General features: G+C 55.0%; 18 protein-coding genes. 11 read left to right on the plus strand and 7 right to left on the minus strand.

Annotated elements, in window-relative coordinates; all coding sequences use genetic code 11:
- Positions 1-25: 25 nt before the first annotated feature.
- Positions 26-1819 (minus strand): RNA polymerase sigma factor, encoded by a 1794-nt coding sequence (locus tag M2119_RS06520; RefSeq protein ID WP_432418502.1) that lies wholly within the window; start codon positions 1817-1819, stop codon positions 26-28.
- An 81-nt stretch (positions 1820-1900) separates the two neighbouring features.
- A complete protein-coding gene (locus M2119_RS06525; protein ID WP_280804128.1) occupies positions 1901-2827 on the minus strand; it encodes a proteasome assembly chaperone family protein in 927 nt (308 codons plus the stop codon).
- Between the two features lie 85 nt (positions 2828-2912).
- Here M2119_RS06525 and M2119_RS06530 point away from each other — a divergent pair, with 85 nt between their 5' ends.
- The 3 genes from M2119_RS06530 to M2119_RS06540 all read left to right on the plus strand — a co-directional run bounded on the left by M2119_RS06530 (position 2913) and on the right by M2119_RS06540 (position 7258).
- Positions 2913-4388, plus strand: a complete 1476-nt coding sequence (locus tag M2119_RS06530; protein WP_280804129.1) for a leucyl aminopeptidase — start codon at positions 2913-2915, stop codon at positions 4386-4388.
- An 88-nt stretch (positions 4389-4476) separates the two neighbouring features.
- The gene (gene lpdA / locus M2119_RS06535; RefSeq protein ID WP_280804130.1) at positions 4477-5850 is read left to right on the plus strand and encodes a dihydrolipoyl dehydrogenase; all 1374 of its coding nucleotides are present in this window, start codon (positions 4477-4479) and stop codon (positions 5848-5850) included.
- A 61-nt stretch (positions 5851-5911) separates the two neighbouring features.
- Positions 5912-7258, plus strand: coding sequence for a 2-oxo acid dehydrogenase subunit E2 (locus tag M2119_RS06540; protein WP_280804131.1), 1347 nt, complete (start codon positions 5912-5914; stop codon positions 7256-7258).
- On the opposite strand, the gene M2119_RS06545 is transcribed toward M2119_RS06540, so the two are convergent.
- On the minus strand, positions 7259-8008 hold the full coding sequence (locus M2119_RS06545; protein ID WP_280804132.1) for a hypothetical protein: 750 nt from the start codon (positions 8006-8008) through the stop codon (positions 7259-7261). It abuts the gene before it with no gap.
- A gap of 117 nt (positions 8009-8125) precedes the next feature.
- Between M2119_RS06545 and lipB the strand changes: the two genes are divergently transcribed.
- The 3 genes from lipB (at position 8126) to M2119_RS06560 (ending at position 10499) form a co-directional block, all read left to right on the plus strand.
- On the plus strand, positions 8126-8767 hold the full coding sequence (gene lipB, locus M2119_RS06550) for a lipoyl(octanoyl) transferase LipB (protein WP_280804133.1): 642 nt from the start codon (positions 8126-8128) through the stop codon (positions 8765-8767).
- Positions 8757-9737: a lipoyl synthase gene (gene lipA / locus M2119_RS06555; RefSeq protein ID WP_280804134.1), complete on the plus strand. Its 981-nt coding sequence runs from the start codon at positions 8757-8759 to the stop codon at positions 9735-9737. The genes lipB and lipA overlap by 11 nt, the downstream gene beginning before the upstream one ends.
- A 66-nt stretch (positions 9738-9803) precedes the next feature.
- Positions 9804-10499: a DUF4191 domain-containing protein gene (locus M2119_RS06560; protein ID WP_280804135.1), complete on the plus strand. Its 696-nt coding sequence runs from the start codon at positions 9804-9806 to the stop codon at positions 10497-10499.
- A gap of 52 nt (positions 10500-10551) precedes the next feature.
- Here the strand turns inward: M2119_RS06560 and M2119_RS06565 are convergent, their stop codons facing one another.
- Entirely contained in the window at positions 10552-11013 is a 462-nt protein-coding gene (locus M2119_RS06565; protein ID WP_280804136.1) for an RDD family protein, read from the minus strand.
- Between the two features lie 141 nt (positions 11014-11154).
- On the opposite strand from M2119_RS06565, the gene glnA reads away from it, so the two are divergent.
- Entirely contained in the window at positions 11155-12579 is a 1425-nt protein-coding gene (glnA, locus tag M2119_RS06570; protein ID WP_280804137.1) for a type I glutamate--ammonia ligase, read from the plus strand.
- A gap of 78 nt (positions 12580-12657) precedes the next feature.
- On the opposite strand, the gene M2119_RS06575 is transcribed toward glnA, so the two are convergent.
- The gene (locus M2119_RS06575) at positions 12658-15627 is read right to left on the minus strand and encodes a bifunctional [glutamine synthetase] adenylyltransferase/[glutamine synthetase]-adenylyl-L-tyrosine phosphorylase (protein ID WP_280804138.1); all 2970 of its coding nucleotides are present in this window, start codon (positions 15625-15627) and stop codon (positions 12658-12660) included.
- 18 nt (positions 15628-15645) lie between these two features.
- Positions 15646-16983: a glutamine synthetase family protein gene (locus M2119_RS06580; RefSeq protein WP_280804139.1), complete on the minus strand. Its 1338-nt coding sequence runs from the start codon at positions 16981-16983 to the stop codon at positions 15646-15648.
- A gap of 35 nt (positions 16984-17018) precedes the next feature.
- Between M2119_RS06580 and M2119_RS06585 the strand changes: the two genes are divergently transcribed.
- Complete coding sequence (locus tag M2119_RS06585) at positions 17019-18758, plus strand: NAD+ synthase (RefSeq protein WP_280804140.1); 1740 nt, start codon at positions 17019-17021, stop codon at positions 18756-18758.
- A 13-nt stretch (positions 18759-18771) separates the two neighbouring features.
- The gene (gene panB, locus M2119_RS06590; protein ID WP_280804141.1) at positions 18772-19611 is read left to right on the plus strand and encodes a 3-methyl-2-oxobutanoate hydroxymethyltransferase; all 840 of its coding nucleotides are present in this window, start codon (positions 18772-18774) and stop codon (positions 19609-19611) included.
- A gap of 3 nt (positions 19612-19614) precedes the next feature.
- Here panB and M2119_RS06595 read toward each other — a convergent pair whose 3' ends face one another.
- Positions 19615-19809: an SPOR domain-containing protein gene (locus M2119_RS06595; protein WP_280804142.1), complete on the minus strand. Its 195-nt coding sequence runs from the start codon at positions 19807-19809 to the stop codon at positions 19615-19617.
- 12 nt (positions 19810-19821) lie between these two features.
- Here M2119_RS06595 and map point away from each other — a divergent pair, with 12 nt between their 5' ends.
- Entirely contained in the window at positions 19822-20688 is an 867-nt protein-coding gene (gene map, locus M2119_RS06600) for a type I methionyl aminopeptidase (RefSeq protein ID WP_280804143.1), read from the plus strand.
- 25 nt (positions 20689-20713) lie between these two features.
- The gene (gene ppgK / locus M2119_RS06605) at positions 20714-21463 is read left to right on the plus strand and encodes a polyphosphate--glucose phosphotransferase (protein ID WP_280804144.1); all 750 of its coding nucleotides are present in this window, start codon (positions 20714-20716) and stop codon (positions 21461-21463) included.

Here is a 21463-nt window from a genome sequence, read left to right on the forward strand (position 1 = left end):
GCCTGAACTTGTTTAAACTCTCGATTTATTCGAGGTAGTCACGTAGTGACTGTGAACGCGAAGGGTGGCGAAGCTTCGCCATCGTCTTTGACTCAATCTGACGGATTCGTTCACGGGTCACACCAAAAGTGTCACCAATCTGGTCCAGAGTCTTGGGAATGCCATCACCCAAACCAAAGCGCATACGAATCACACCTGCCTCGCGCTCAGAGAGCGAGTCCAGGAGTGACTCCAACTGCTTTTGAAGCATGGTGAAGCCAACGGCATCTGCGGGAACAACGGCTTCGGTGTCTTCGATGAGGTCACCAAATTCACTGTCACCATCTTCACCCAGGGGCGTGTGGAGAGAGATGGGCTCTCGGCCATACTTCTGAACTTCGACAACCTTTTCAGGGGTCATATCGAGTTCACGTGAGAGTTCTTCAGGAGTCGGTTCGCGTCCGAGGTCCTGCAGCATCTGGCGCTGAACACGAGCAAGCTTGTTAATGACTTCAACCATGTGCACCGGAATACGAATGGTTCGAGCCTGGTCAGCCATGGCACGAGTGATGGCCTGACGAATCCACCAGGTTGCATAGGTCGAGAACTTGAAGCCCTTGGTGTAGTCGAACTTCTCCACCGCACGGATCAGACCGAGGTTACCTTCCTGGATGAGGTCCAGGAATTGCATGCCACGACCGGTGTAACGCTTGGCAAGGGAGACCACCAAACGAAGGTTTGCACCCAAGAGATGGCTCTTTGCGCGCTGACCGTCACGGGCAACCCAGCGAAGTTCACGCTCGAGCTGCTTAGGAATGCTCTTGGTTGTTGCAAGCTTGTCTTCAGCAAACAAACCAGCTTCAATACGAAGGGCGAGTTCCACTTCTTCAACTGCGTTGAGGAGTGGGACTTTACCAATCTGCTTGAGGTAGTCCTTGACAGGGTCAGCAGTTGCACCGGTAATGGCAGTTGAAATGACAGGGATGTCATCTTCATCATCTGCCATGGAAAGTACTAGTGCACCAGTGGGGAGAGGCTCTTCAAGAACCGCTGATCGTGCAGGCTTGTCCTCGTCCTCCTCGGCGGCATCTTCATCCACAACGTCGATGACGACTGCTTCAATAACGACCTCTTCGACGTCTCCTTCGTCTTCTTCCTCAGCGTCTACAGCCTTAGCCCGGCCACGACCACGCTTAGGAGCGATCTCTTCAGGAGCTTCTTCTGCAGTGAGGAGAGCGTTAGCCATCTTTTCCAATTCGGCCTTGGTGGGCTTCTTAGCTTTCGTAGCTGGTTTTTCCTCAACTGCTACTGCTTTGGTCGCTGCTTTGGCAGGAGTCTTGGTTGCGGTCGCAGCTTTCGCGGGAACCGACTTAGTGACAGGCGCTTTCGCAGGCTCTTTCGCAGGGGCTTTCGCAGACGCCTTTGCTGGAGCTGCCTGAGCTGCAGGAGTTTTAGCCGCGGAAGCCTTTGTTGGAGCTGCTTGAGTTGCAGGAGTTTTAGCAGCGGGAGCCTTAGTCGATGCTTTCGCCGTGGCCTTTACCGCCGGCGCAGCCTTCGTGGCAGGAGCGGATTTAGGAGCTGCGGCCTTCGCAGCAGGAACCTTACTCGTAGCAGCGGCCTTTGCCGGTGCTTTTACTGCAGCTGCTTTGGCTGCAGGTGTTTTAGCAGCAGGAGCCTTTGCAGGAGCCTTTGCAGGAGCAGTTTTTGGAGCAGGAGTCTTCGTGGCAGGAGCCTTCACTGAGGGAGCACTTTCCGGAGCAGGCTCGACAACAGAATCTTTGGACTTACTGAAGAAGGACGCGAAGCGTGACTTCTTTTGAGGGGTCTTGTCTGTTGCCATGAGCAGATTTCTCCTGTTCGGGGGCATAACTAGGACCCTTGTCAAGTCCCCTTGGAAGGGAAAGACTGGGTCCGGTTTCTATTATCGCATGTCGCCAGGCTCTTCCGTACCACGACGATACGCAAGAAATTCTTCTAGTTCAGCTGCGATTTCATCAGCCGTCGGGAGCTCACCTTCGAGATCCGTCAGGGGTGAACGAAGTGCATTGTCTTTCATATACGAGTCATAACGCTGTTCGAGCGTAGTGACGAGTTTGCTGAGCTCCTCATTGGTCTGGACTTGCTCATCAATTTTGGAGATGAATTCACGCCCTTCTTCACGCAGGCGATCTGTCGGGAAGATCAATCCTGTGGACGAGCTGATGCTTTCAAGGGCAGTCAGCGCCGCCGCAGGGAATTCTGAATCTGCGAGGTAGTGAGGCACGAGTAGAACGAATCCCACAACTTCATGATCAATCTCCTGCAATCGGTATTCCACCAAATGCATCGCATTTGCGGGGACTTGAGTGTGTGGGCGCCAAACGGAGTATTGCTCAATGAGATCTGCCCTGTTGCCGCTCACGGTCGTCCCGATAGGACGGGTGTGAGGGACGGGCATGGGAATCGAGTGGACCCACGTGGTTGAAGAAACATCGAAGCGTTCGATGAAGTTGAGAACTTCAGTCGAGAATGCTTCCCAGCGAAAATCTGGTTCATAGCCCGTCAAGAGGATGAATGGTTTGTTGATTTCATCTCGGACGAGATGAAACGCCAACATGGGTGGCTCAAAACCAGTGAGGTGATCTTGGTCGAAATAAATGATGGGTCGGCGAGCGCGGTAGTCGAGCAACTCATCTGCATCAAAGACCGCAATGACTTCTGAATCCATCGTGTCCACGATGTAGTCGGTGAAAGCAGTGACCGCAGAACCGGAATCTGCAAAACCTGTGAGTCCAGCGACCAGAGGTAGTCCACGCGGAACTTGAGCAGGTTCAAGCACGTAAGTGAGGAGGCTGGGTCTCTCGGACATAGCTTCAGTCTATGTTCGGTTGTTTGTCGGGTTTTGCACGCGTGGCAGTCTGAGCCAGCGGACTACTGCAACCTAAGCTGACTTCGTGACCATTCCTCAGCTTTCTATTTCCGTCGTAGCTCCGTCAGATTCTGTTCTCGTGGTGGGGGCACGGTCGGTTAAGAAACAGATCGAACTGATCTCTTCCGAAGATCTTTCAGCTCTTCACCCAGTGGTCACTGCTCTGGATGTTTCTGGGGCCACAGACGCCCTGACAAAAATCACTGACCCCACTAACCCTGCCCGCATCATCGCAGTCGTCGGTTTGGGTTCTGACCCGTTGACTCCCGCAATTTTGCGCAATGCGGCAGCCTCCGCTGTCCGTCGCCTCCAAGGGAACCCTTCTGTTGCGATTGATTTGAATGCTCACTCCTCTGAGGAAACTCTTGCCATTGCAGAAGGAGCACTCCTCGGGACGTATTCCTTCGACTCGTACAAATCGACCCCTAGCCCTAAAACATCAATTACTGAAATAACCGTCATTTCTGGCAATTTAGACGGGACCATTGTTGACCGTGCCCGTGTCGTGGCAGAGGCTTTGTCTTTAGTCAAAGACTTGGTAAATACTCCCCCGAACGATATGTATCCCGCTTCTTTTGTCGAGCACGCAGAAGCTGCCGTCAAAGGTTTGCCCCTTGCAGTAACTGTGTGGGACGAAAAGAAACTTGCCAAAGATGGTTTTGGCGGAATTGTTGGTGTGGGTCAGGGGTCTTCTCGCCCCCCACGCATGATGAAACTCGAGTATTCCCCCACGGGTGCCACCACATTTATTGCCCTCGTAGGGAAAGGCATCACCTTCGACACGGGTGGCCTGTCTTTGAAGAGCGGCGCTGGCATGATCGGCATGAAATACGACATGACCGGCGCTGCATCGACACTGGCCATCATTCGCGCTGCGGCTCAGCTTGGCCTGGGTGTGAAGATCACCGCGTGGTTGTGCCTTGCAGAAAATATGCCCTCCAGTACAGCAATCCGACCCAATGATGTGCTGACCATTCGTGGTGGTAAAACTGTCGAGGTTCTCAACACTGATGCCGAAGGGCGCCTCGTACTTGCAGACGGTCTAACTGCAGCTAGCGAGGAATATCCAGACATCATCATTGACATGGCTACCTTGACGGGTGCAGCCACAACTGCTCTTGGTACCCGCTACACCGGCGCCATGGGTGATGCTCAGATTATTTCCCAGCTTATGGAACTCGGTACTTCAGCTGGCGAACAGTTCTGGCACATGCCCCTGCCTGACGAACTACGTGCATATTTGAACTCTGATGTGGCCGATATCGCTAACGTCAAACCAGGCAATACTGCTGCAGGAATGCTGGTAGGAGCCACATTCCTGAAGGACTTCATTGGGAAAACTTCTGATGAGGAGGATGCTCCACAGATCCCCTGGGTCCACCTCGACATAGCCAATACTGCAAACAACGCAGGCGCTGCGTATGGCGTAACCGGAGCAGGCCCAACAGGGGTCGCAGTCAGAACTCTTCTTAACCTCGCAGAGACCTACGCTTCGGCGTAGTAGTCTCAATGAGGTTAACTTCACCGAAAGTAACGCAGGATTTTCACGTCCACACGGCGTGAACGTACCCTCTCAAAAGGAGAATAACGTGGCTGAACTCAACTTTGACCTTGTCGTACTGGGCGGCGGAAGTGGTGGCTATTCTGCTGCCATCCGCGCAACCGAGCTCGGGATGAACGTCGCACTCATCGAGAAAAACAAGCTCGGCGGCACCTGTCTTCACGTGGGCTGTATTCCCACCAAGGCCATGTTGCACGCTGCCGAAGTGGCCGATGTAGCCCGCGAAGGCCACATCTGCGGCATCAACTCCAGCTTCAACGGCGTGGACATGGATGCAGTCAATGCATTTCGCGAAGGCATTGTTTCGAAGAAGTTCAAAGGTTTGCAGGGCCTCATCAAGGCACGTGGCATCACCGTCATCGAAGGTGAAGGACGCCTTGTCTCCCCCACCACTATTGCTGTGGGTGCAGACACGATCGTGGGCAAAAACATCGTTCTAGCAACCGGCTCCTACTCCAAGTCACTGCCTGGACTCGAAATCGGTGGCCGTGTGATCACCAGCGAGCACGCACTCCAAATGAACTACGTTCCCAATAAGGTTGCCATCTTGGGTGGTGGCGTCATCGGTGTGGAGTTCGCTTCTGTCTGGAAGAGCTTTGGCGCTGAAGTCGTCATCATTGAAGGCTTGCCTCACCTCGTTCCAAACGAAGAAGAAAGCATTTCAAAAGCCCTCGAGCGTGCGTACCGCAAGCGTGGAATCGACTACAAGCTTGGCGTTCGGTTCCAGGGTGTGACCCAGAACGACTCGGGTGTTGTAGTGACCCTAGAAAGCGGCGAAACCGTTGAGGCTGATCTCCTCCTCGTTGCAGTTGGACGTGGTGCTGCTACCGCCGGCTGCGGTTTCGAAGAAGTCGGCATCACCATGGATCGCGGCTACGTGATCACGAACGAGCGCCTCGCAACCAACATCCCTGGAGTGTATGCCGTTGGTGACATTGTTCCTGGCCTGCAGCTTGCCCACCGCGGTTACCAGCATGGGTTCTTTGTTGCGGAAGAAATCGCGGGACTCAACCCTGTTGTCATCAGTGATGTCAACATCCCTAAGGTCACGTACTGTGAGCCAGAAATTGCCTCCGTTGGTTTGACTGAAGCCAAGGCTGCTGAACAGTACGGCGCTGAGAAGATCTCCTCGTACGACTACAACCTTGCAGGTAACGGTAAGAGCGAAATCCTCGGAACCGCCGGTTCCGTCAAGGTGGTTCGTGTCGTGGACGGCCCCGTTGTCGGTGTTCACATGATTGGTGCTCGCGTTGGCGAACTCATCGGTGAAGCACAGCTCGTTGTCAACTGGGAAGCACACCCCGAAGACATTGCACCTTTGCTGCATGCTCACCCCACTCAGAACGAATCTTTGGGTGAAGCATTCCTATTCTTGGCTGGCAAGCCACTTCACACGCTGTAAGAGAACTGCGCAGCATTAGTAAGCTATTCAACGCAGCAGCTATCAAGGAGACAAACATTTCATGAGCGAGTCAGTCAGCCTCCCCGCACTGGGTGAAAGCGTCACCGAAGGCACCGTTACCCGGTGGCTCAAAAACGTCGGTGACCGCGTAGAGGTCGATGAGCCTTTACTCGAAGTATCAACCGACAAGGTTGACACCGAAATCCCTTCCCCTATCTCAGGAGTTGTTGAAGCAATCCTGGTTCAGGAGGACGAGACCGTAGCCGTGGGCACTGTGCTCGCTCACATCGGTGATGGTTCTGGTGCTGGCGCCGCCCCGGCAGCTCCCGCAGCTGAAGCAGCACCCGTTGCTGCACCTGAGCCAGTTGCTGCACCCGTAGTTGCTGCACCCGTAGTTGCTGCACCCGTAGTTGCGCCTCCTGTTGTAGCGCATCCTGTTGTTGCGCCTCCTGTTGTCGCGCCCCAGCCTGTTGCCGTAGCACCTGCAGCCCCTGCAGCCCCTGCAGCTTCTCACTCGAGCAGCGCCGGATATGTCACCCCTATCGTTCGTAAGTTTGCGAACGAAAATGGCGTAGATCTCAATACCGTTGTGGGCACCGGCATCGGTGGCCGCATCCGCAAAGAGGATGTCCTCTCCGCACGTGGCGGCGCATCTAACGCTCCTCAAGCTCGCACTCCCCTGGCTGTTTCACCTCTGCGCGGAACCAGCGTTCCGATGACCCGCTTGCGCAAGGTTGTTGCAGAGCGTGCCGTGATTTCCATGCAGAGCACCGCTCAGCTCACCAGCGTTGTCGAGGTGGATGTCACTCGCGTGGCAGAGCTGCGCAAGCGCGTTCAGAACCAGTTTGTTGCGGCAACCGGCGGCAAGCTCAGCTTCATGCCCTTCTTCGCACTGGCAGCAACGGAAGCCCTTCAGGCATTCCCTGTCATCAATGCCACTGTAGATGGTGACAACATCGTTTACCCCGGTTACGAAAATGTCTCCATTGCTGTTGACACGGAGCGTGGCCTTCTGACCCCGGTGGTCAAGAACGCTGGCAAGTTGAACATCGCGCAGTACTCTCAGGCCATTGCGGATGTTGCAGAGCGTACTCGCGAGAACAAGCTGCAGCCTGATGAACTCGCAGGTGGAACCTTCACACTGACCAACACTGGCTCACGTGGTGCGCTGTTCGACACACCTGTTGTGTTCTTGCCTCAGCTAGCCATCTTGGGCACCGGTGTTGTCACCAAGCGTCCGGTGGTCCTCAACGTGGACGGTCAAGAAGTTATCGCCGTTCGTTCAATGGTTTACCTGGCTCTGTCTTACGACCACCGCATCATTGACGGTGCTGATGCTGCGCGCTTCCTTGGTGCAATCAAGGAACGCCTCGAAGAGGGTGCGTTCGAAGCCGACCTCGGCATCTAGTTATTTCGGGTCGAAGACCTGACGTATTCGCCACGCCGCTCCTGATTTCTGAAGGAGCAGCGTGGCGAATGTCGTTAAATTCCCCGCAGCATCGCGTTGCACCTCGACCAGAACAATCTCTCCGCTGCGACTGACCACATGCGCCGACAACTGATCCTTAGCTACTCCTTCTCCCAGCCCGACTCCCTCCACTTGGCCAGATAGAACAAAGTCGATCGCTGCCTGCTCGGGTTCATCCGCGGGAATAGTGACTTCTGTTCTTGGAGGATCGATAGCAACCGGAACACTTTCTTGATCAGGGTGAGGTGAACTGATCAATGTCATCCCGACCACGGTTGCAATAACTCCCACTCCGGCAGCGAAGAGAATTTTGCGAGGAATTCGACGAAGTAATTCCCAGACTGAGTGAGCACCATCTTGCTTACTGACAACTGTTTCGTGTAATTCTGACACTCTCGGCACGTGTTCTTGAGGAGGATCAAAGATCGAAGGAGTCATGCTGTCAGAAGCTGAAAAGTGGAGGGTTGCGCGTGGTTTGTTATCTTCGAGTATTTCGGGATGAACCCACACCAGCTCATTACCCTCATCGCGCCCTACATCGCAGGCGTTCTCTCTCCGGATACACCGCGAGAGCTGATGGGAGACTTGCTCCCCATTAAGTTCTGCTTCGCCGTGCAGAATGTCTGCAAACGACGAATAGTGTGTCACCACATAGCCGAGAAACTTGCGTTTTGTACTATCTGAATCCATAGCAGAAGTGTGGCGCGTAGCTGGCACGGATAACCCAGGCTAGGAGGTGGTTGTGGGTCATACTTCCTGAGTTTTATGTGTGGAAGAGCACTTGGAGCACAGCGATAGACTGGAGCAATGTTGGATGTGGTCATTCTCGGTCTCGGAGATGACGCTGTTGCCTACCGCGATGCGTGGGAAACCCAACGCGAGATTCATCGTCAAGTTGTGAGCGGAGAACGCCCCAACACGCTACTTCTCCTCGAACACCAGTCTGTCTACACCGCCGGTAAGCGCACAGAAGATTCTGAGCGACCCGTGGACGGCACAGAAGTGATTGATGTGGACCGAGGTGGCAAAATCACGTGGCACGGACCAGGGCAGCTTGTGGGCTACCCCATCACTCGTCTCCAAGAACCGATGGATGTTGTGGCATATGTCCGCACCATCGAAGGGTTACTTATAGATGTCGCAGCCGAATTCGGTGTAACTGGTGAACGAGTAGATGGCCGTTCCGGCGTGTGGGTCAACCGTGGAGTGTCCCCTGACAAAGTAGCCGCTATCGGTATTCGCATTAGTGAAGGCGTTTCCATGCATGGCTTTGCGCTGAACTGCAACAACTCTCTCCAGGCTTACGAAAACATCGTCGCTTGCGGCATCCGCGATGCCGGAGCAACAACGCTTTCTCAGGTAGCGGGAAGAAACATCACCCCGGGAGACGTTATCCCCACTGTGACTCGACTTTTTACTCACTATTTTGAGGACGTACATGTCAGCTGACGGACGTAAGCTTCTTCGCCTCGAGGTTCGCAACAGCGAAACCCCGATCGAAAAGAAGCCGGAATGGATTCGAACCAAGGCCAAGATGGGTCCTGAATATCAGCACCTCCAAAAGCTGGTGAAGAGCGAAGACCTCCACACGGTGTGCCAAGAAGCAGGGTGCCCCAACATCTACGAATGCTGGGAAGACCGCGAAGCAACCTTCCTCATCGGTGGATCACAGTGCACACGTCGGTGTGACTTCTGCCAAATCGACACGGGTAAGCCAGCTGCTTTTGACCGCGACGAACCACGTCGCGTTGGTGAATCTGTCGCGCAGATGAATCTTCGCTACGCCACAGTCACCGGTGTTGCTCGTGATGACTTAGAAGACGAAGGTGCTTGGCTGTATGCCGAAACCATTCGCCAAATTCACCAACAAAATGCCAACACTGGAGTGGAGATTTTGGTTCCAGACTTCTCCGGTAATCCTGAACATTTAGCTCAGGTTTTTGACGCTGCCCCCGAGGTCTTTGCCCACAACGTAGAGACAGTGCCACGCATTTTCAAGCGCGTGCGCCCCGCATTCACCTACGAGCGTTCACTGGATGTGCTTACCCAGGGACGTAACGCCGGAATGATTACCAAGTCCAACCTCATACTTGGCATGGGCGAGACCCGCGAAGAAGTGAGCCAGGCTCTCCAGGATCTGTTCGATGCGGGTACGGACATCATCACCATTACTCAGTATTTGCGCCCCAGCGCACGCCACATGCCGGTTGACCGCTGGGTCCATCCCGAAGAGTTCGTCGAGCTCAAGGAAGAAGCAGAAGGCATTGGGTACCTCGGCGTGCTCTCTGGACCATTGGTGCGCTCCTCCTACCGAGCCGGCCGGCTCTATGCCCAATCCATGCGCGCAAAGGGTCGTGAAATCCCCGAGAGCCTCAGCCACTTAGCTGATGCGGAGATGGGTTTCTCGCAGGCCGTTTAATCTTCATCCGATGCACCGCCACGTGGCGGTCATCACAACTGCTCCACGATAGGTATTCTTTTCACCATGGCACGTACTAAAAAGCCCAAAGGTTCTTCACGTCTAGCGCAGATGTGGCAGGTCTTCCAGATGACTCGTCGTTACGACAAGTCCATCGTTGGCCTGCTCCTGCTGTCCGTCCTCGGCCCCTCAGCCGCAGGTGTAGCCCTGGGTATTTGGGCCAGCAACGGCAACGTGCTCTCGCTGGTCATCTGGATCCTCATTGGCGTACTCGCCGGTGTACTTATCGGTTTGGTCGTTTTGGGGCGACGTGCAGAACGCGCCGCTTACTCACAAATTGAGGGACAGCCTGGGGCTGTGGGTGCCGTTTTAAAATCTGCTCTGAAGCGCAGTTGGATTGGCGATGAAATGCCTGTCGCCATCAACCCCAAGACCAAGGATGCGATTTATCGCTGCGTCGGACGTGGTGGAGTAGTCCTCATCGCCGAAGGCCCGCTGTCCCGCACTCAGCGCCTCATTGACGATGAGCGTCGCAAGACTGCAAAGATTCTTCCGAATGTTCCCATTACCGTGCTCACCGTCGGTCCAGACGAGAAGTCCGTGAAGCTGCACCGTTTGGGTTGGCAGCTGACCAAGATCAAGCACGCTCTGACAAAATCCGAGGTACGTGTTGTGTCGAGCCGCCTGAGCTCACTGGGGACAAACGTTCCTATTCCCAAGGGCATAGACCCATACAAGGTGCGCCCGACCCGCGCGCGCTAAAAACATCGTCAAACACGAATGCCCACTCAGTGAGTGGGCATTCGTTCTTGGATCAAGAGGATCTGAGGAGTAGGGTCCCTGCGATTTTGTCGTGGAAGCCCCTCTGATCCGAATCCCAGACCAATGCGGGTATGACGAGTGCCAACAGCACACTGCGCACGATTGGTCTCCAGAAGTCCAGACGACCACCATGCACGTTGACCATATAAAGACGCAGCAATCGGTGCCCGATACTGCCCCCAATTGCCCAAATACCCAGGATTTGGAGTGCGACAAAAACTCCTAACAACTGAAGTTGTCCGATTGCACTCGAAGAAATCTCAAAATAACTTCTGCCTGAAATTAAGATGAGAACGAGGGCAGAAATAACCCAATCGACCGTGATAGCAGCAAATCGACGCCCCACCCGCGCAACGGATTGCGGACCCTTTTCAGGCAGACCTAAACGCTCTCCTGGGTATTTACTCAGAGGTAAATCGGGGCGCTTTCCGGTCCCTGAACTATTCGATGCCATACCCATGAGTTTACGGTCCAAAAAGCTTGTAACATGGTTGAAACAATTGCGATACAGCTACGCAACGCCAGACTCGTACATTGGACCCTAGGTTGCACTCACGCTTCCGCTTTATTCCAACTATTTTGGAGCTATCTAAGCATGTTCAAAGATTCCTCTGAGGTTCTGAAGTTCATCAAGGACACGGACGTAAAGTTCCTTGACATTCGCTTCACCGACCTTCCCGGTGTTCAGCAGCACTTCAACATCCCTGCATCCACAGTTGACGAAGAATTCTTCACTGTGGGCCAGATGTTTGATGGTTCGTCGATCCGCGGCTTTGCCTCGATCCACGAGTCGGACATGCAGCTCATCCCAGACCCCACCACCTGCTACATCGATGAGTTCCGCACCGAACGCACTCTCGTCATGCTTTTCGACATCTACAACCCACGTACCGGTGAGATCTACCACCGTGACCCCCGTCAGGTTGCGAAGAAGGCTGAGAAGTACCTCGCCTCTACCGGCATTGCAGACACCGCGTTCTTCGCACCTGAAGCTGAATTCTTCATCTTCGACGACGTTCGCTATGAAGTCAGCCAGCAGACCTCGTTCTACAAGATCGACTCCTCCGAGGCCCCCTGGAACTCTGGCAAGGAAATCGAAGGCGGAAACCTCGGAAACACCACCCCCTACAAGGGCGGCTACTTCCCCGTCTCCCCCGTTGACCAGCACGCTGATCTTCGTGATGACATCTGCCTCAAGCTCATCAACGCAGGACTCATCCTCGAGCGCAGCCACCACGAAGTGGGTACCGCAGGTCAGGGTGAGATCAACTACCGCTTCGACACCATGGTCAAGGCTGCAGATGACATTCTGAAGTTCAAGTACATCGTCAAGAACACCGCTAACGAGTGGGGCAAGACGGCAACATTCATGCCTAAGCCACTCTTCGGTGACAACGGTTCGGGTATGCACACCCACCAGTCGCTGTGGAACGATGGCAAGCCACTGTTCTACGACGAGAACGGCTACGGTGGTCTTTCTGACCTCGCACGCTGGTACATCGGTGGACTGCTCAAGCACGCAGGTGCTGTGCTGGCATTCACCAACCCCACCGTGAACTCCTACCACCGCCTGGTACCCGGTTACGAAGCTCCCGTAAACCTCGTTTACTCCGCTGGTAACCGTTCCGCTGCGATCCGCATCCCCTTGACCGGTAACAACCCCAAGGCAAAGCGCATCGAATTCCGTGCACCTGATGCGTCTGGTAACCCTTACCTCGCATTCGCTGCCCAGATGATGGCTGGCCTTGACGGAATCAAGAACCGTATTGAGCCACACGAGCCTGTGGACAAGGACCTCTACGAGTTGCCCCCTGAGGAAGCCAAGAACATCCCTCAGGTGCCCGAGTCTCTCGAGCACGCACTGCAGGCTCTCGAAGCAGACCACGAATTCCTGCTCGCAGGTAACGTGTTCACCAAGGACCTCATCGACACCTGGATTTCGTACAAGCGTGACAACGAAATCAAGCCTCTGTCGCTGCGTCCTCACCCCTTCGAGTTCGAGCTCTACTACGGCGTCTAATCGCCCTAGCTACGTCTCCTGGCCGTCACCCTATGGTGGCGGCCAGTGTCGTTTAACTCGGGCATCCGTGCAGAGTAGTTAAAAGCCGAAGAACACGCGCTCGACAACTTGCCGAGACTTTCGAGTAATGGTGAGGTAATCCTCTTCAAGGCGGGCGGCAGAGCCCGGAGGATAATCAAGCAACCGCGCAATACCTTCCAAGTCGCTGGTATCTGAGGGGAGAACATCAGTCGCTTTATCTGCCCAGATCGTGATGGCAGAGCGCACACGGGACGCAAACAACCATGCATCGATCAACTTCTGTACATCCGCTGCACTCAGCAATCCCACCTGAACCGCAGCGCGAAGTGCCCCGACTGACGAAGTGGTCTGGAGCTCAGGGTGAGAAAAAGCGTGCTCCAGCTGGAGGAGCTGAACAGTCCATTCCACGTCACTGAGTGAGCCACGGCCCAATTTGACATGTCTGGTGGGGTCAGCTCCCTGAGGGAGACGTTCGGCCTCCACGCGGGCTTTGATCCGCCTAATCTCTCGCACATCATCGGCAGTGATGGCTTCTGGATAGCGCACCTCGTCAACAAGGGTCATCATGTCGTTCAGGAGGCCCTCAGAGCCGCAGGCAGGGCGTGCACGCAATAAAGCTTGTGCTTCCCAGAGCAGTGACCATCGAGCGTAGTAGGCACGATAGGAGTCCAGTGAGCGGGCTATCGCACCATTCTTGCCTTCAGGCCTGAGATCTGTGTCAATCTCGAATGGCAAGCGGTGGTCTTCGGAAAGCTCCTTAATCCGGAGCACAATCCGTTCGGCACGCTTCTGTGCGGCTTCTCCGTCACACTCCGATGTGCCGCGATAGACATAGACCACATCCGCATCGCTATCGAATCCCAGTTCTTCTCCGCCGTACCGCCCGAGGGCGATAATGGCGAACTCTGGATTCTGTTCTGCTTCACGGAGTGCAATACCGAGATACCCACTCAATGCTGCCGTCGTGACATCGCTAAGTCCTTGACTGATCTGGCTGATGTCCACAACCGACAAAATTCCACCAATAGCGAGACGAAGTACTTCACGTCGACGCATCGCCCGCACAGCTTTGCGTGCGGCTTCGTCGTCGTTGTGATGACGGGCCAGAATGGCCAGCACTTCCGCTTGCAAAACCTCTGCTTCGGTAGGGAGGAGTTCGTCATCCCCATCAAACCATGCAGCTGATTCTGGGATCAATTCCATCAGATCAGAGACATACTTTGACCCGCTGAGCACTTTGGTCAGTCGCTGCGCAGCGCCCGCAGAATCTCGAAGCATACGCAAGAACCAAGGCGACTCCCCTAGTTGTTCGCTGAGTAATCGGAAGGTCAGCAAACCATGATCGGGGTTTGCACCTTCCGAGAACCACTGCAACATCACCGGGAGCAACGTTCTTTGTATGGCCGCACGGCGAGAAACACCCGTCGTGAGAGCTGCGATGTGAATAAGAGCGCCCTTGGGATCACGGAAACCAATAGCTGCCAAACGCGCCTGCGCCTGGTCATTAGTGAGCTGATGAGTTTCTTCCGGTAACTTCGCCACTGCAGCGAGGAGGGGGCGATAGAACAATCGTTCGTGCAGTTCTCGCACATCCAACTTGGTCTGCTGCCAGTGGCTGACGACCTCCGAGGCATTCGCCCACAAACCTGTTGCGCGGGCAAGAATGCGCTGTCCGGCGTCATCCCGAGGCATGAGGTGGGTGCGCGACAGATCCCGGAGTTGCATGCGGTGTTCCAACAGACGCAAGAAACGGTAGTTTTCCGCGAAACGTTGTGCTTCGTCTCGACCGACATATCCGCCGTCCGAGAGTCGATCTAGTGATTCCAGAGTCCCACGGGTGTGCACGGAGTCATCGATGAGACCATGCACAAGTTGAAGGAGTTGAACAGTGAATTCAATATCGCGCAAACCACCAGGACCAAGCTTGATCTGGAATTCCACATCGTCGCCAGGGATATTTTCCGTCACACGTTCGCGCATGCGCTGGACTTGTTCGACAAAGTTTGCACGGCTCGCACTCGACCAGACCTTGGGCGCGACGCCTGCTACATATCGCTCTCCAAGTTCGACTGATCCGGCCAGCGGTCGTGCTTTGAGAAGTGCTTGGAATTCCCAATCTTTTGCCCAGCGGTCGTAGTAGGCAAGGTGAGAATCTAGGGTGCGCACGAGGGCGCCATCTTTGCCTTCAGGTCGCAGGTTGGCATCTACTTCCCACAGGCCCGGCTCTTTGGATACTTCATAGATTGCCCGGCTGGTGTGTTGAGCAAGACGGGTAGCAATGGTCAATGCTTTTTCGGTCGAGAGCTTTTCTTCATCGTGTGACTGAGCAACGAAGATGACATCCACGTCACTGAGATAGTTCAGCTCCCGTGCACCACACTTCCCCATGCCGATAATGGCGAGGTCGACGAGTGCCACTTCTTCAGCACTAAAGTTCTCAGCTACTTCTGTTCGCGCAATGGCCAACCCGGCTTCTAAAGCCGCGCCCGCAATATCTGAAAGTGCGCCTGTGACAGCTTCAATCTGTGTCATAGGTTCTGGGTGAGAAAGATCCCAGAGTGCGATGCGCAGAAGGAGCTCTCGGTAGTGAATGCGGAGAGCATCGCGAGCAGCATCGCCCCCCGTGGCCGCAAAACCTTCCTTTTCTTTCACGCTGGCACACAAACTGGCGCGAAGTTGTTCCTGAGAACCTGGGAGTGCAGGATCTTTCGTCAAGAGTGCGAGGGATGCTGGATGGCGTTCGAGAAATTCAGCTAAACCGCGGGAACCCCCCAGAATCCGAAAGAGTCTGGTTGCTGTTTCTGGTTTCGCTACGAGACCGACTAGTTGTGAATGAACTGCTGGTGAGTGCTGGCTCAAGCGAATGAGCCAGTAGAGAGCCCGATCAGGATCAGCACTGTAGTGAATTGCCTCCAACAGAAGTTCAGGATCTGCTTTCAGCTCAGAAGAAATGGCTTCCAGCAGCACCATTGCTTCGCTGAGGTCGGTAAAACCGGCCTTAGCAATTTGTGTGCGCGAGAGTGCCACAGCGGTGCAGGGTGAGAACTAGAGCGTTTCGAGGTTGGAACGCAGCTCGTAGTTGGTGACCTGGTTGCGGTAGTTGGCCCACTCTTCCTGCTTGTTTCGCAGGATGTAGTCAAATGCCTTAGTGCCCAGTGTTTCAGCGACGAGTTCAGACTCTTCCATCAGTGCAATGGCATTGCTTAAGCTGGAGGGCAGAGGGCGGTATCCCAATGCCTTGCGCTCGACATCGGTGAGCTCCCACACATTGTCTTCTGCCTCGGCAGGAAGTTCCATGCCCTCTTCAATACCCTTCAGGCCGGCTGCGAGCAGAACCGAATAGGCAAGGTAGGGGTTAGCAGCAGAGTCAATCGCACGGTATTCCACGCGCGCACTTTGACCCTTGCCGGGCTTGTAAACAGGAACGCGGACCAGTGCTGAACGGTTGTTGTGACCCCAGGTAGCGAAGCTCGGAGCCTCACCGCCGCCCCACAGGCGCTTGTAAGAGTTTACGTACTGATTGGTGACTGCTGTGATTTCAGGTGCGTAGTGGAGCAGACCAGCAACAAACTGGCGGCCAATAGCCGAGATCTGATACTTCGAACCTGCTTCGTAGAACGCGTTGTTGTCGCCTTCGAACAGCGACATATGCGTGTGCATTCCGGAACCGGGGTGCTGCGCAAAAGGCTTCGGCATGAAGGTGGCGTAAACACCCTGCTCCATAGCAACTTCCTTGATCACGGTACGGAAGGTCATGATGTTGTCCGCGGTCGTGAGAGCATCTGCGTAACGGAGATCAATTTCGTTCTGCCCGGGACCAGCTTCATGGTGGCTGAATTCAACAGAAATACCAATGTCTTCGAGCATGCGCACCGAACGGCGACGGAAGTCGTGAGCGGTTCCACCGGGAACGTTGTCAAAGTATCCGGCAGTATCAATGGGCTGTGCGCCGCCGTTAGCCCAGTCGTTGTCTTTGAGGAGGTAGAACTCAATTTCAGGGTGGGTGTAGAACGTGAATCCACGCTCTGCCGCCTTCGCCAGAGTGCGCTTAAGCACGTTACGGGGGTCCGCAATCGCAGGAACACCATCAGGGGTATTAATGTCGCAGAACATACGGGCGGTGGGGTCAATTTCACCGCGCCACGGCAGGATCTGGAAAGTGGAGGGATCAGGATGTGCGAGCACATCGGCTTCGTAGGAACGTGTCAATCCTTCGATGGCGGAACCGTCAATTCCGACACCTTCAGCGAAGGCCCCTTCGACCTCTGCTGGAGCCACAGCAACAGATTTCAGCGTGCCCACAACATCGGTGAACCACAAACGTACAAACTTGACGCCACGCTCTTCAATCGTGCGCAGCACGAAGTCCTGTTGCTTGTCCATGAGAACCCTTTCCTATCGCTACTAGGCTACTTGTTATGCCGATTCTTCGCTTGGCTCTTGCCCAGACAAACCCACGTTTAGGGGATTTTTCACGCAATTCTTCACAGATTGTTAATACAACCATCGAGGCCTATGCCCAGGGTGCAGATCTGGTTGCCTTTGGTGAAATGAGTTTGACGGGATACCCCATTGAAGATTTGGCGACCAGGCCAGAATTTTTACGCCAGTGCCGCACAACGTTGGAAAATATTGCACACGAATTAGCGGCCCGTGGCGCCGGCCAGATCCCTGTCATTGTGGGCTTTCCTCATGGTCCGTTAGATAACCATGCGTTGAATGCCTTTTCCCCCACAGCCATCGCACACAACTCGGCCGCCGTTTTACAAGACGGCCGCGTCATCGGAATCTATAACAAACACCACTTACCCAACTACTCGGTCTTTGATGAATACCGCATCTTTCACCCCGGCACGGATGCACTCGTGATCCACGTAGCAGGCGCTGATGTTGCCCTTGCTATTTGTGAAGATATTTGGCGGGAGGGCGGCCCCGTTGCCGCTATTGCTGAAGTCAAGCCCAGTGCATTGCTCGTGATCAATGGTTCGCCCTTTGAACGCGAGAAAGATGCCGTACGCCTGCCCCTCGTTCAACGCAGGGCAGAACAGGTCAATGCACCGGTTGCATATCTCAACCTGGTAGGCGGCCAGGACGATCTTGTGTTCGACGGTGGCAGCTTTGTTGTCAGCGCTGCTGGCAAGCTACTAGCCCGTGCCCACCAATTTGCGGAACACACCATCTTGGTAGACATGACCGTTTCTGATTCTCACTCCCACGGTCGCCAAAGTGGTCCTGGAGTGGTTGTTGTCGAAGCAGGAAACGGTCACCCTGACCGCGCCACTCGACCCGCCTTATCCCCGGGTGATCTAGCTCCGCAGCTGTCCATTAATGAACAGATCTGGGATGCCCTCGTTTTGGGAATGAGAGACTATGTCGAAAAGAACGGCTTTAAGTCCGTCATTCTGGGTCTTTCTGGGGGTATCGACTCGGCTGTGTGTGCTGCTCTTGCAGTCGATGCCATCGGTCCAGAACGTGTCTTTGGCGTGTCCATGCCTAGCAACTACTCCAGCGACCACTCGCGAACTGATGCGGATGATCTTGCCGAACGACTGGGTATCGATATTCGGACGGAAGCGATTGCGCCCCTTGTGGAGCCGATAGAAACACAGCTCAACCTGGTAGATGTGGCAGCGGAAAATCTACAGGCTCGTATCCGAGGCATCATTTTGATGGGGCTGAGTAATGCCGAAGGACACCTCGTGTTGACCACAGGCAACAAGACAGAAATTGCTGTCGGATACAGCACCATCTATGGCGATAGCGTGGGGGGCTTCGCTCCTATTCGTGATGTTCCCAAGACCTTGGTGTGGGAATTAGCCAGGTGGCGAAACGAACATGCGCGCCGTCAGGGTTTGACTGCCCCTATCCCCGAAAACTCGATAACGAAACCACCCTCCGCGGAATTGCGTCCGGGGCAAGTCGACCAAGATACCCTGCCCGAATACGACGACCTCGACCAGATGCTCGATGCGTACATCACGCATCGACGCAGTGCCGAAGAGATTGTTGCACTGGGTTTTGATCGTGCAACAGTGGAGCGCGTCATTTCCTTGGTGGATCGTTCAGAGTGGAAGCGCCGTCAGGGCGCAATCGGACCCAAAATTTCCGAAATGGCCTTTGGTCGTGACCGTCGCCTGCCCGTCACTTTCACCCGCTAACTAGACTGAAATCATGAGCGTTCACCCAGATCCCACTTCCGAGGCCGTCCTCAAACGTGTCCGCACCCGCCACTTTGCTCAGGCAAAGGCCAACGGAATCAAAATCACGGGCCTCACCAGCTATGACACACTCACTGCGCAAATCTTTGATGAAGCAGGGATCGACTTCCTTCTGGTTGGCGACTCTGCCGGAAACACCGTTTTGGGTTATGACTCCACGTTGCCCGTCACCGTCGATGAACTGATTCCCCTGACTCGTGCTGTAGCGCTGTCCGCCAAACGTGCTTTTGTGATTGCCGATATGCCTTTTGGTTCGTATGAGGAAAGCGCGGAGCACGCACTTCGCACCGCAATGCGGTTCATGAAGGAAACCCACGCTCACGCCGTCAAGCTTGAAGGTGGCGTGCGCAGTGTGGATCAGATCCGCCGCATCGTCGAATCAGGCATCCCCGTCATGGGCCACGTGGGCTTTACTCCGCAGAGCGAACATGGCCTCGGCGGCCACATGATTCAAGGACGTGGCGAGGCTGCTGACGCAGTCCTAGCCGATGCCCAGGCCGTTGAAGCTGCGGGGGCGTTCGCGGTTGTGCTGGAAATGATTCCTGCGGAACTTGCTGCACGCATCACGGCAGAACTCACGATCCCCACCATCAGCGTGGGTGCAGGTGCCGACACTGATGGTCAACTCCTGGTCTGGACAGACTTTGCAGGGCTTAACACCGGTCGCGTACCCAAGTTTGTCAAGCAGTATGCAAACCTGTCAGGAGTGCTCAGCGACGCCGCCAAGGCATTCAAAGTAGATGTGGAATCAGGAGCCTACCCAGGACCTGAACACAGCTACGAAGACAACTAAGGCTTAGTGGCCTTCGCGCTCAGCGCGCTCTTCCGCTTCCCAGCGGTCACTGTTCTCACGAAGCTTCTCCATGGCGTGCTCTGCTTCGTGTGCAGTCTCAAAAGGACCGACGCGGTCACTCGAGGGTGAGAGGAAACCCTTCTCCACCGACTTGGTGTGCAGGTTGTACCAAAACATTTCACTGGGCTTGTCAGTCATAGACTAAATCCTATGCCTAGAGACGCAGCAGGGGTTTTAATTCCCGGAACATTAAGCCCTGAGCGTGCCGTACCCGGCACCATCGCTCGTCCGCCCTACGTCGGCAAAGCAACTCCCCCAGCCCATCAGGGCGGGGATGTGTACGACGCCGAGATGATCGAGAAAATTCGTCGCGCTGGAAGAATATCTTCCCAGGCCCTTGACCTCATCGGCACACAGTTGGTCCCCGGCATGACCACGGACGAGATTGACCGCATGGGGCATGAATTTGTTCTTGATCACGGCGCGTACCCGTCCACACTGGGTTATCGCGGCTATCCCAAGTCATTGTGCACAAGCCTCAATGAAGTTATTTGCCACGGCATCCCTGATGACACTGTCCTTCAGGAAGGTGACCTCGTCAACGTAGACATCACCAGCTATCTCGATGGTGTGCATGGCGACACCAACAGAACGTTCATTGTCGGAAACGCTTCCCAGGAAGTCGTAGACCTCGTAGAACGCACTGAGGAAGCCTTACGTCGGGGAATCAAGGCTGTTGCGCCAGGCCGTGAAGTCAATGTGATTGGCCGCGCAATCGAGTCCTACGCCAAGCGTTTTGGCTACGGCGTTGTGCGCGACTTCACCGGACATGGTGTGGGAACCAGCTTCCACTCTGGTCTCATCATTCCCCACTATGACTCTGCGCCGTTGTATAACGACGTGATGGAAGTAGGGATGGTTTTCACCATTGAGCCCATGTTGACCCTCGGGACACACGAGTGGGATCAGTGGGCAGATGACTGGACCATCACGACTCAAGACAAATCGTGGACTGCCCAGTTCGAACACACCCTCGTCGTGACCGAAACCGGCGCCGACATCCTGACACTCTCGTAGTGAGACAACACAGTAGGAGTGATTTGTGCGCGCACTAGCTATCGGCATTGACATTGGCGGAACCGGCATCAAGGGCGGCCTGGTTGATGTCATCTCCGGGGAACTCGTAGGAGAGCGCGTCCGCATAGCTACTCCGGCAGGCGGCGAACCTGAAGACATTGCCCGGGTTGTCGCCGACGTCATCGACGAGCTGCATGCTCCCGCCCATGTTCCCGTGGGAATCTGCTTCCCCAGCTCTATTCGCCATGGCATCACCATGTTGGCAGCCAATATTTCACAGCGCTGGATTGGTTTTGAAGCAGAGAAGTTCTTCGAGGAACAATTAGGACGCAACATTCACTTCGTTAATGACGCCGATGCTGCCGGGTATGCAGAAGTGGTCTACGGCGCAGCCAAAGACCAGGAAGGGCTCGTCATCATGACTACTCTAGGAACCGGCATCGGTGGGGCCATGATTTACAACGGTGTGCTCATTCCCAACGCAGAACTCGGACACCTTGAACTTGATGGCTTCGATGCCGAAAAGCGTGCCTCCGGCGTTGTGAGGGAACGAGAAGGCCTGAGCTACCCTGAGTGGGCGACGCGTCTCCAGCGCTACTACAGCCACCTAGAGATGCTGTTCTCCCCGGAACTGTTCATCGTCGGTGGAGGAGTATCGAAGAGTTACGAGAAATTCCTACCACTACTGGACCTCCGGACACCCATCGTGCCAGCACAGCTGTTCAACAAGGCAGGCATCATGGGTGCTGCTCGCTTGGCCTACGACTTGGCCTAA

The sequence above is a fragment of the Aurantimicrobium minutum genome, from assembly GCF_029894165.1.
Lineage (GTDB): Bacteria > Actinomycetota > Actinomycetes > Actinomycetales > Microbacteriaceae > Aurantimicrobium > Aurantimicrobium minutum_A.

Excerpts from the sequence above, each read along its gene's own strand:
- M2119_RS06565 (WP_280804136.1), bottom strand. The coding sequence starts at position 11,013 with ATGGCATCGAATAGTTCAGGGACCGGAAAGCGCCCCGATTTACCTCTG.
- M2119_RS06585 (WP_280804140.1), top strand. The coding sequence starts at position 17,019 with ATGCCGATTCTTCGCTTGGCTCTTGCCCAGACAAACCCACGTTTAGGG.
- map (WP_280804143.1), top strand. The coding sequence starts at position 19,822 with ATGCCTAGAGACGCAGCAGGGGTTTTAATTCCCGGAACATTAAGCCCT.
- M2119_RS06595 (WP_280804142.1), bottom strand. The coding sequence starts at position 19,809 with ATGACTGACAAGCCCAGTGAAATGTTTTGGTACAACCTGCACACCAAG.
- glnA (WP_280804137.1), top strand. The coding sequence starts at position 11,155 with ATGTTCAAAGATTCCTCTGAGGTTCTGAAGTTCATCAAGGACACGGAC.
- M2119_RS06580 (WP_280804139.1), bottom strand. The coding sequence starts at position 16,983 with ATGGACAAGCAACAGGACTTCGTGCTGCGCACGATTGAAGAGCGTGGC.
- panB (WP_280804141.1), top strand. The coding sequence starts at position 18,772 with ATGAGCGTTCACCCAGATCCCACTTCCGAGGCCGTCCTCAAACGTGTC.
- M2119_RS06545 (WP_280804132.1), bottom strand. The coding sequence starts at position 8,008 with ATGGATTCAGATAGTACAAAACGCAAGTTTCTCGGCTATGTGGTGACA.
- M2119_RS06540 (WP_280804131.1), top strand. The coding sequence starts at position 5,912 with ATGAGCGAGTCAGTCAGCCTCCCCGCACTGGGTGAAAGCGTCACCGAA.
- M2119_RS06525 (WP_280804128.1), bottom strand. The coding sequence starts at position 2,827 with ATGTCCGAGAGACCCAGCCTCCTCACTTACGTGCTTGAACCTGCTCAA.
- lipB (WP_280804133.1), top strand. The coding sequence starts at position 8,126 with ATGTTGGATGTGGTCATTCTCGGTCTCGGAGATGACGCTGTTGCCTAC.
- lipA (WP_280804134.1), top strand. The coding sequence starts at position 8,757 with ATGTCAGCTGACGGACGTAAGCTTCTTCGCCTCGAGGTTCGCAACAGC.
- M2119_RS06560 (WP_280804135.1), top strand. The coding sequence starts at position 9,804 with ATGGCACGTACTAAAAAGCCCAAAGGTTCTTCACGTCTAGCGCAGATG.
- M2119_RS06520 (WP_432418502.1), bottom strand. The coding sequence starts at position 1,819 with ATGGCAACAGACAAGACCCCTCAAAAGAAGTCACGCTTCGCGTCCTTC.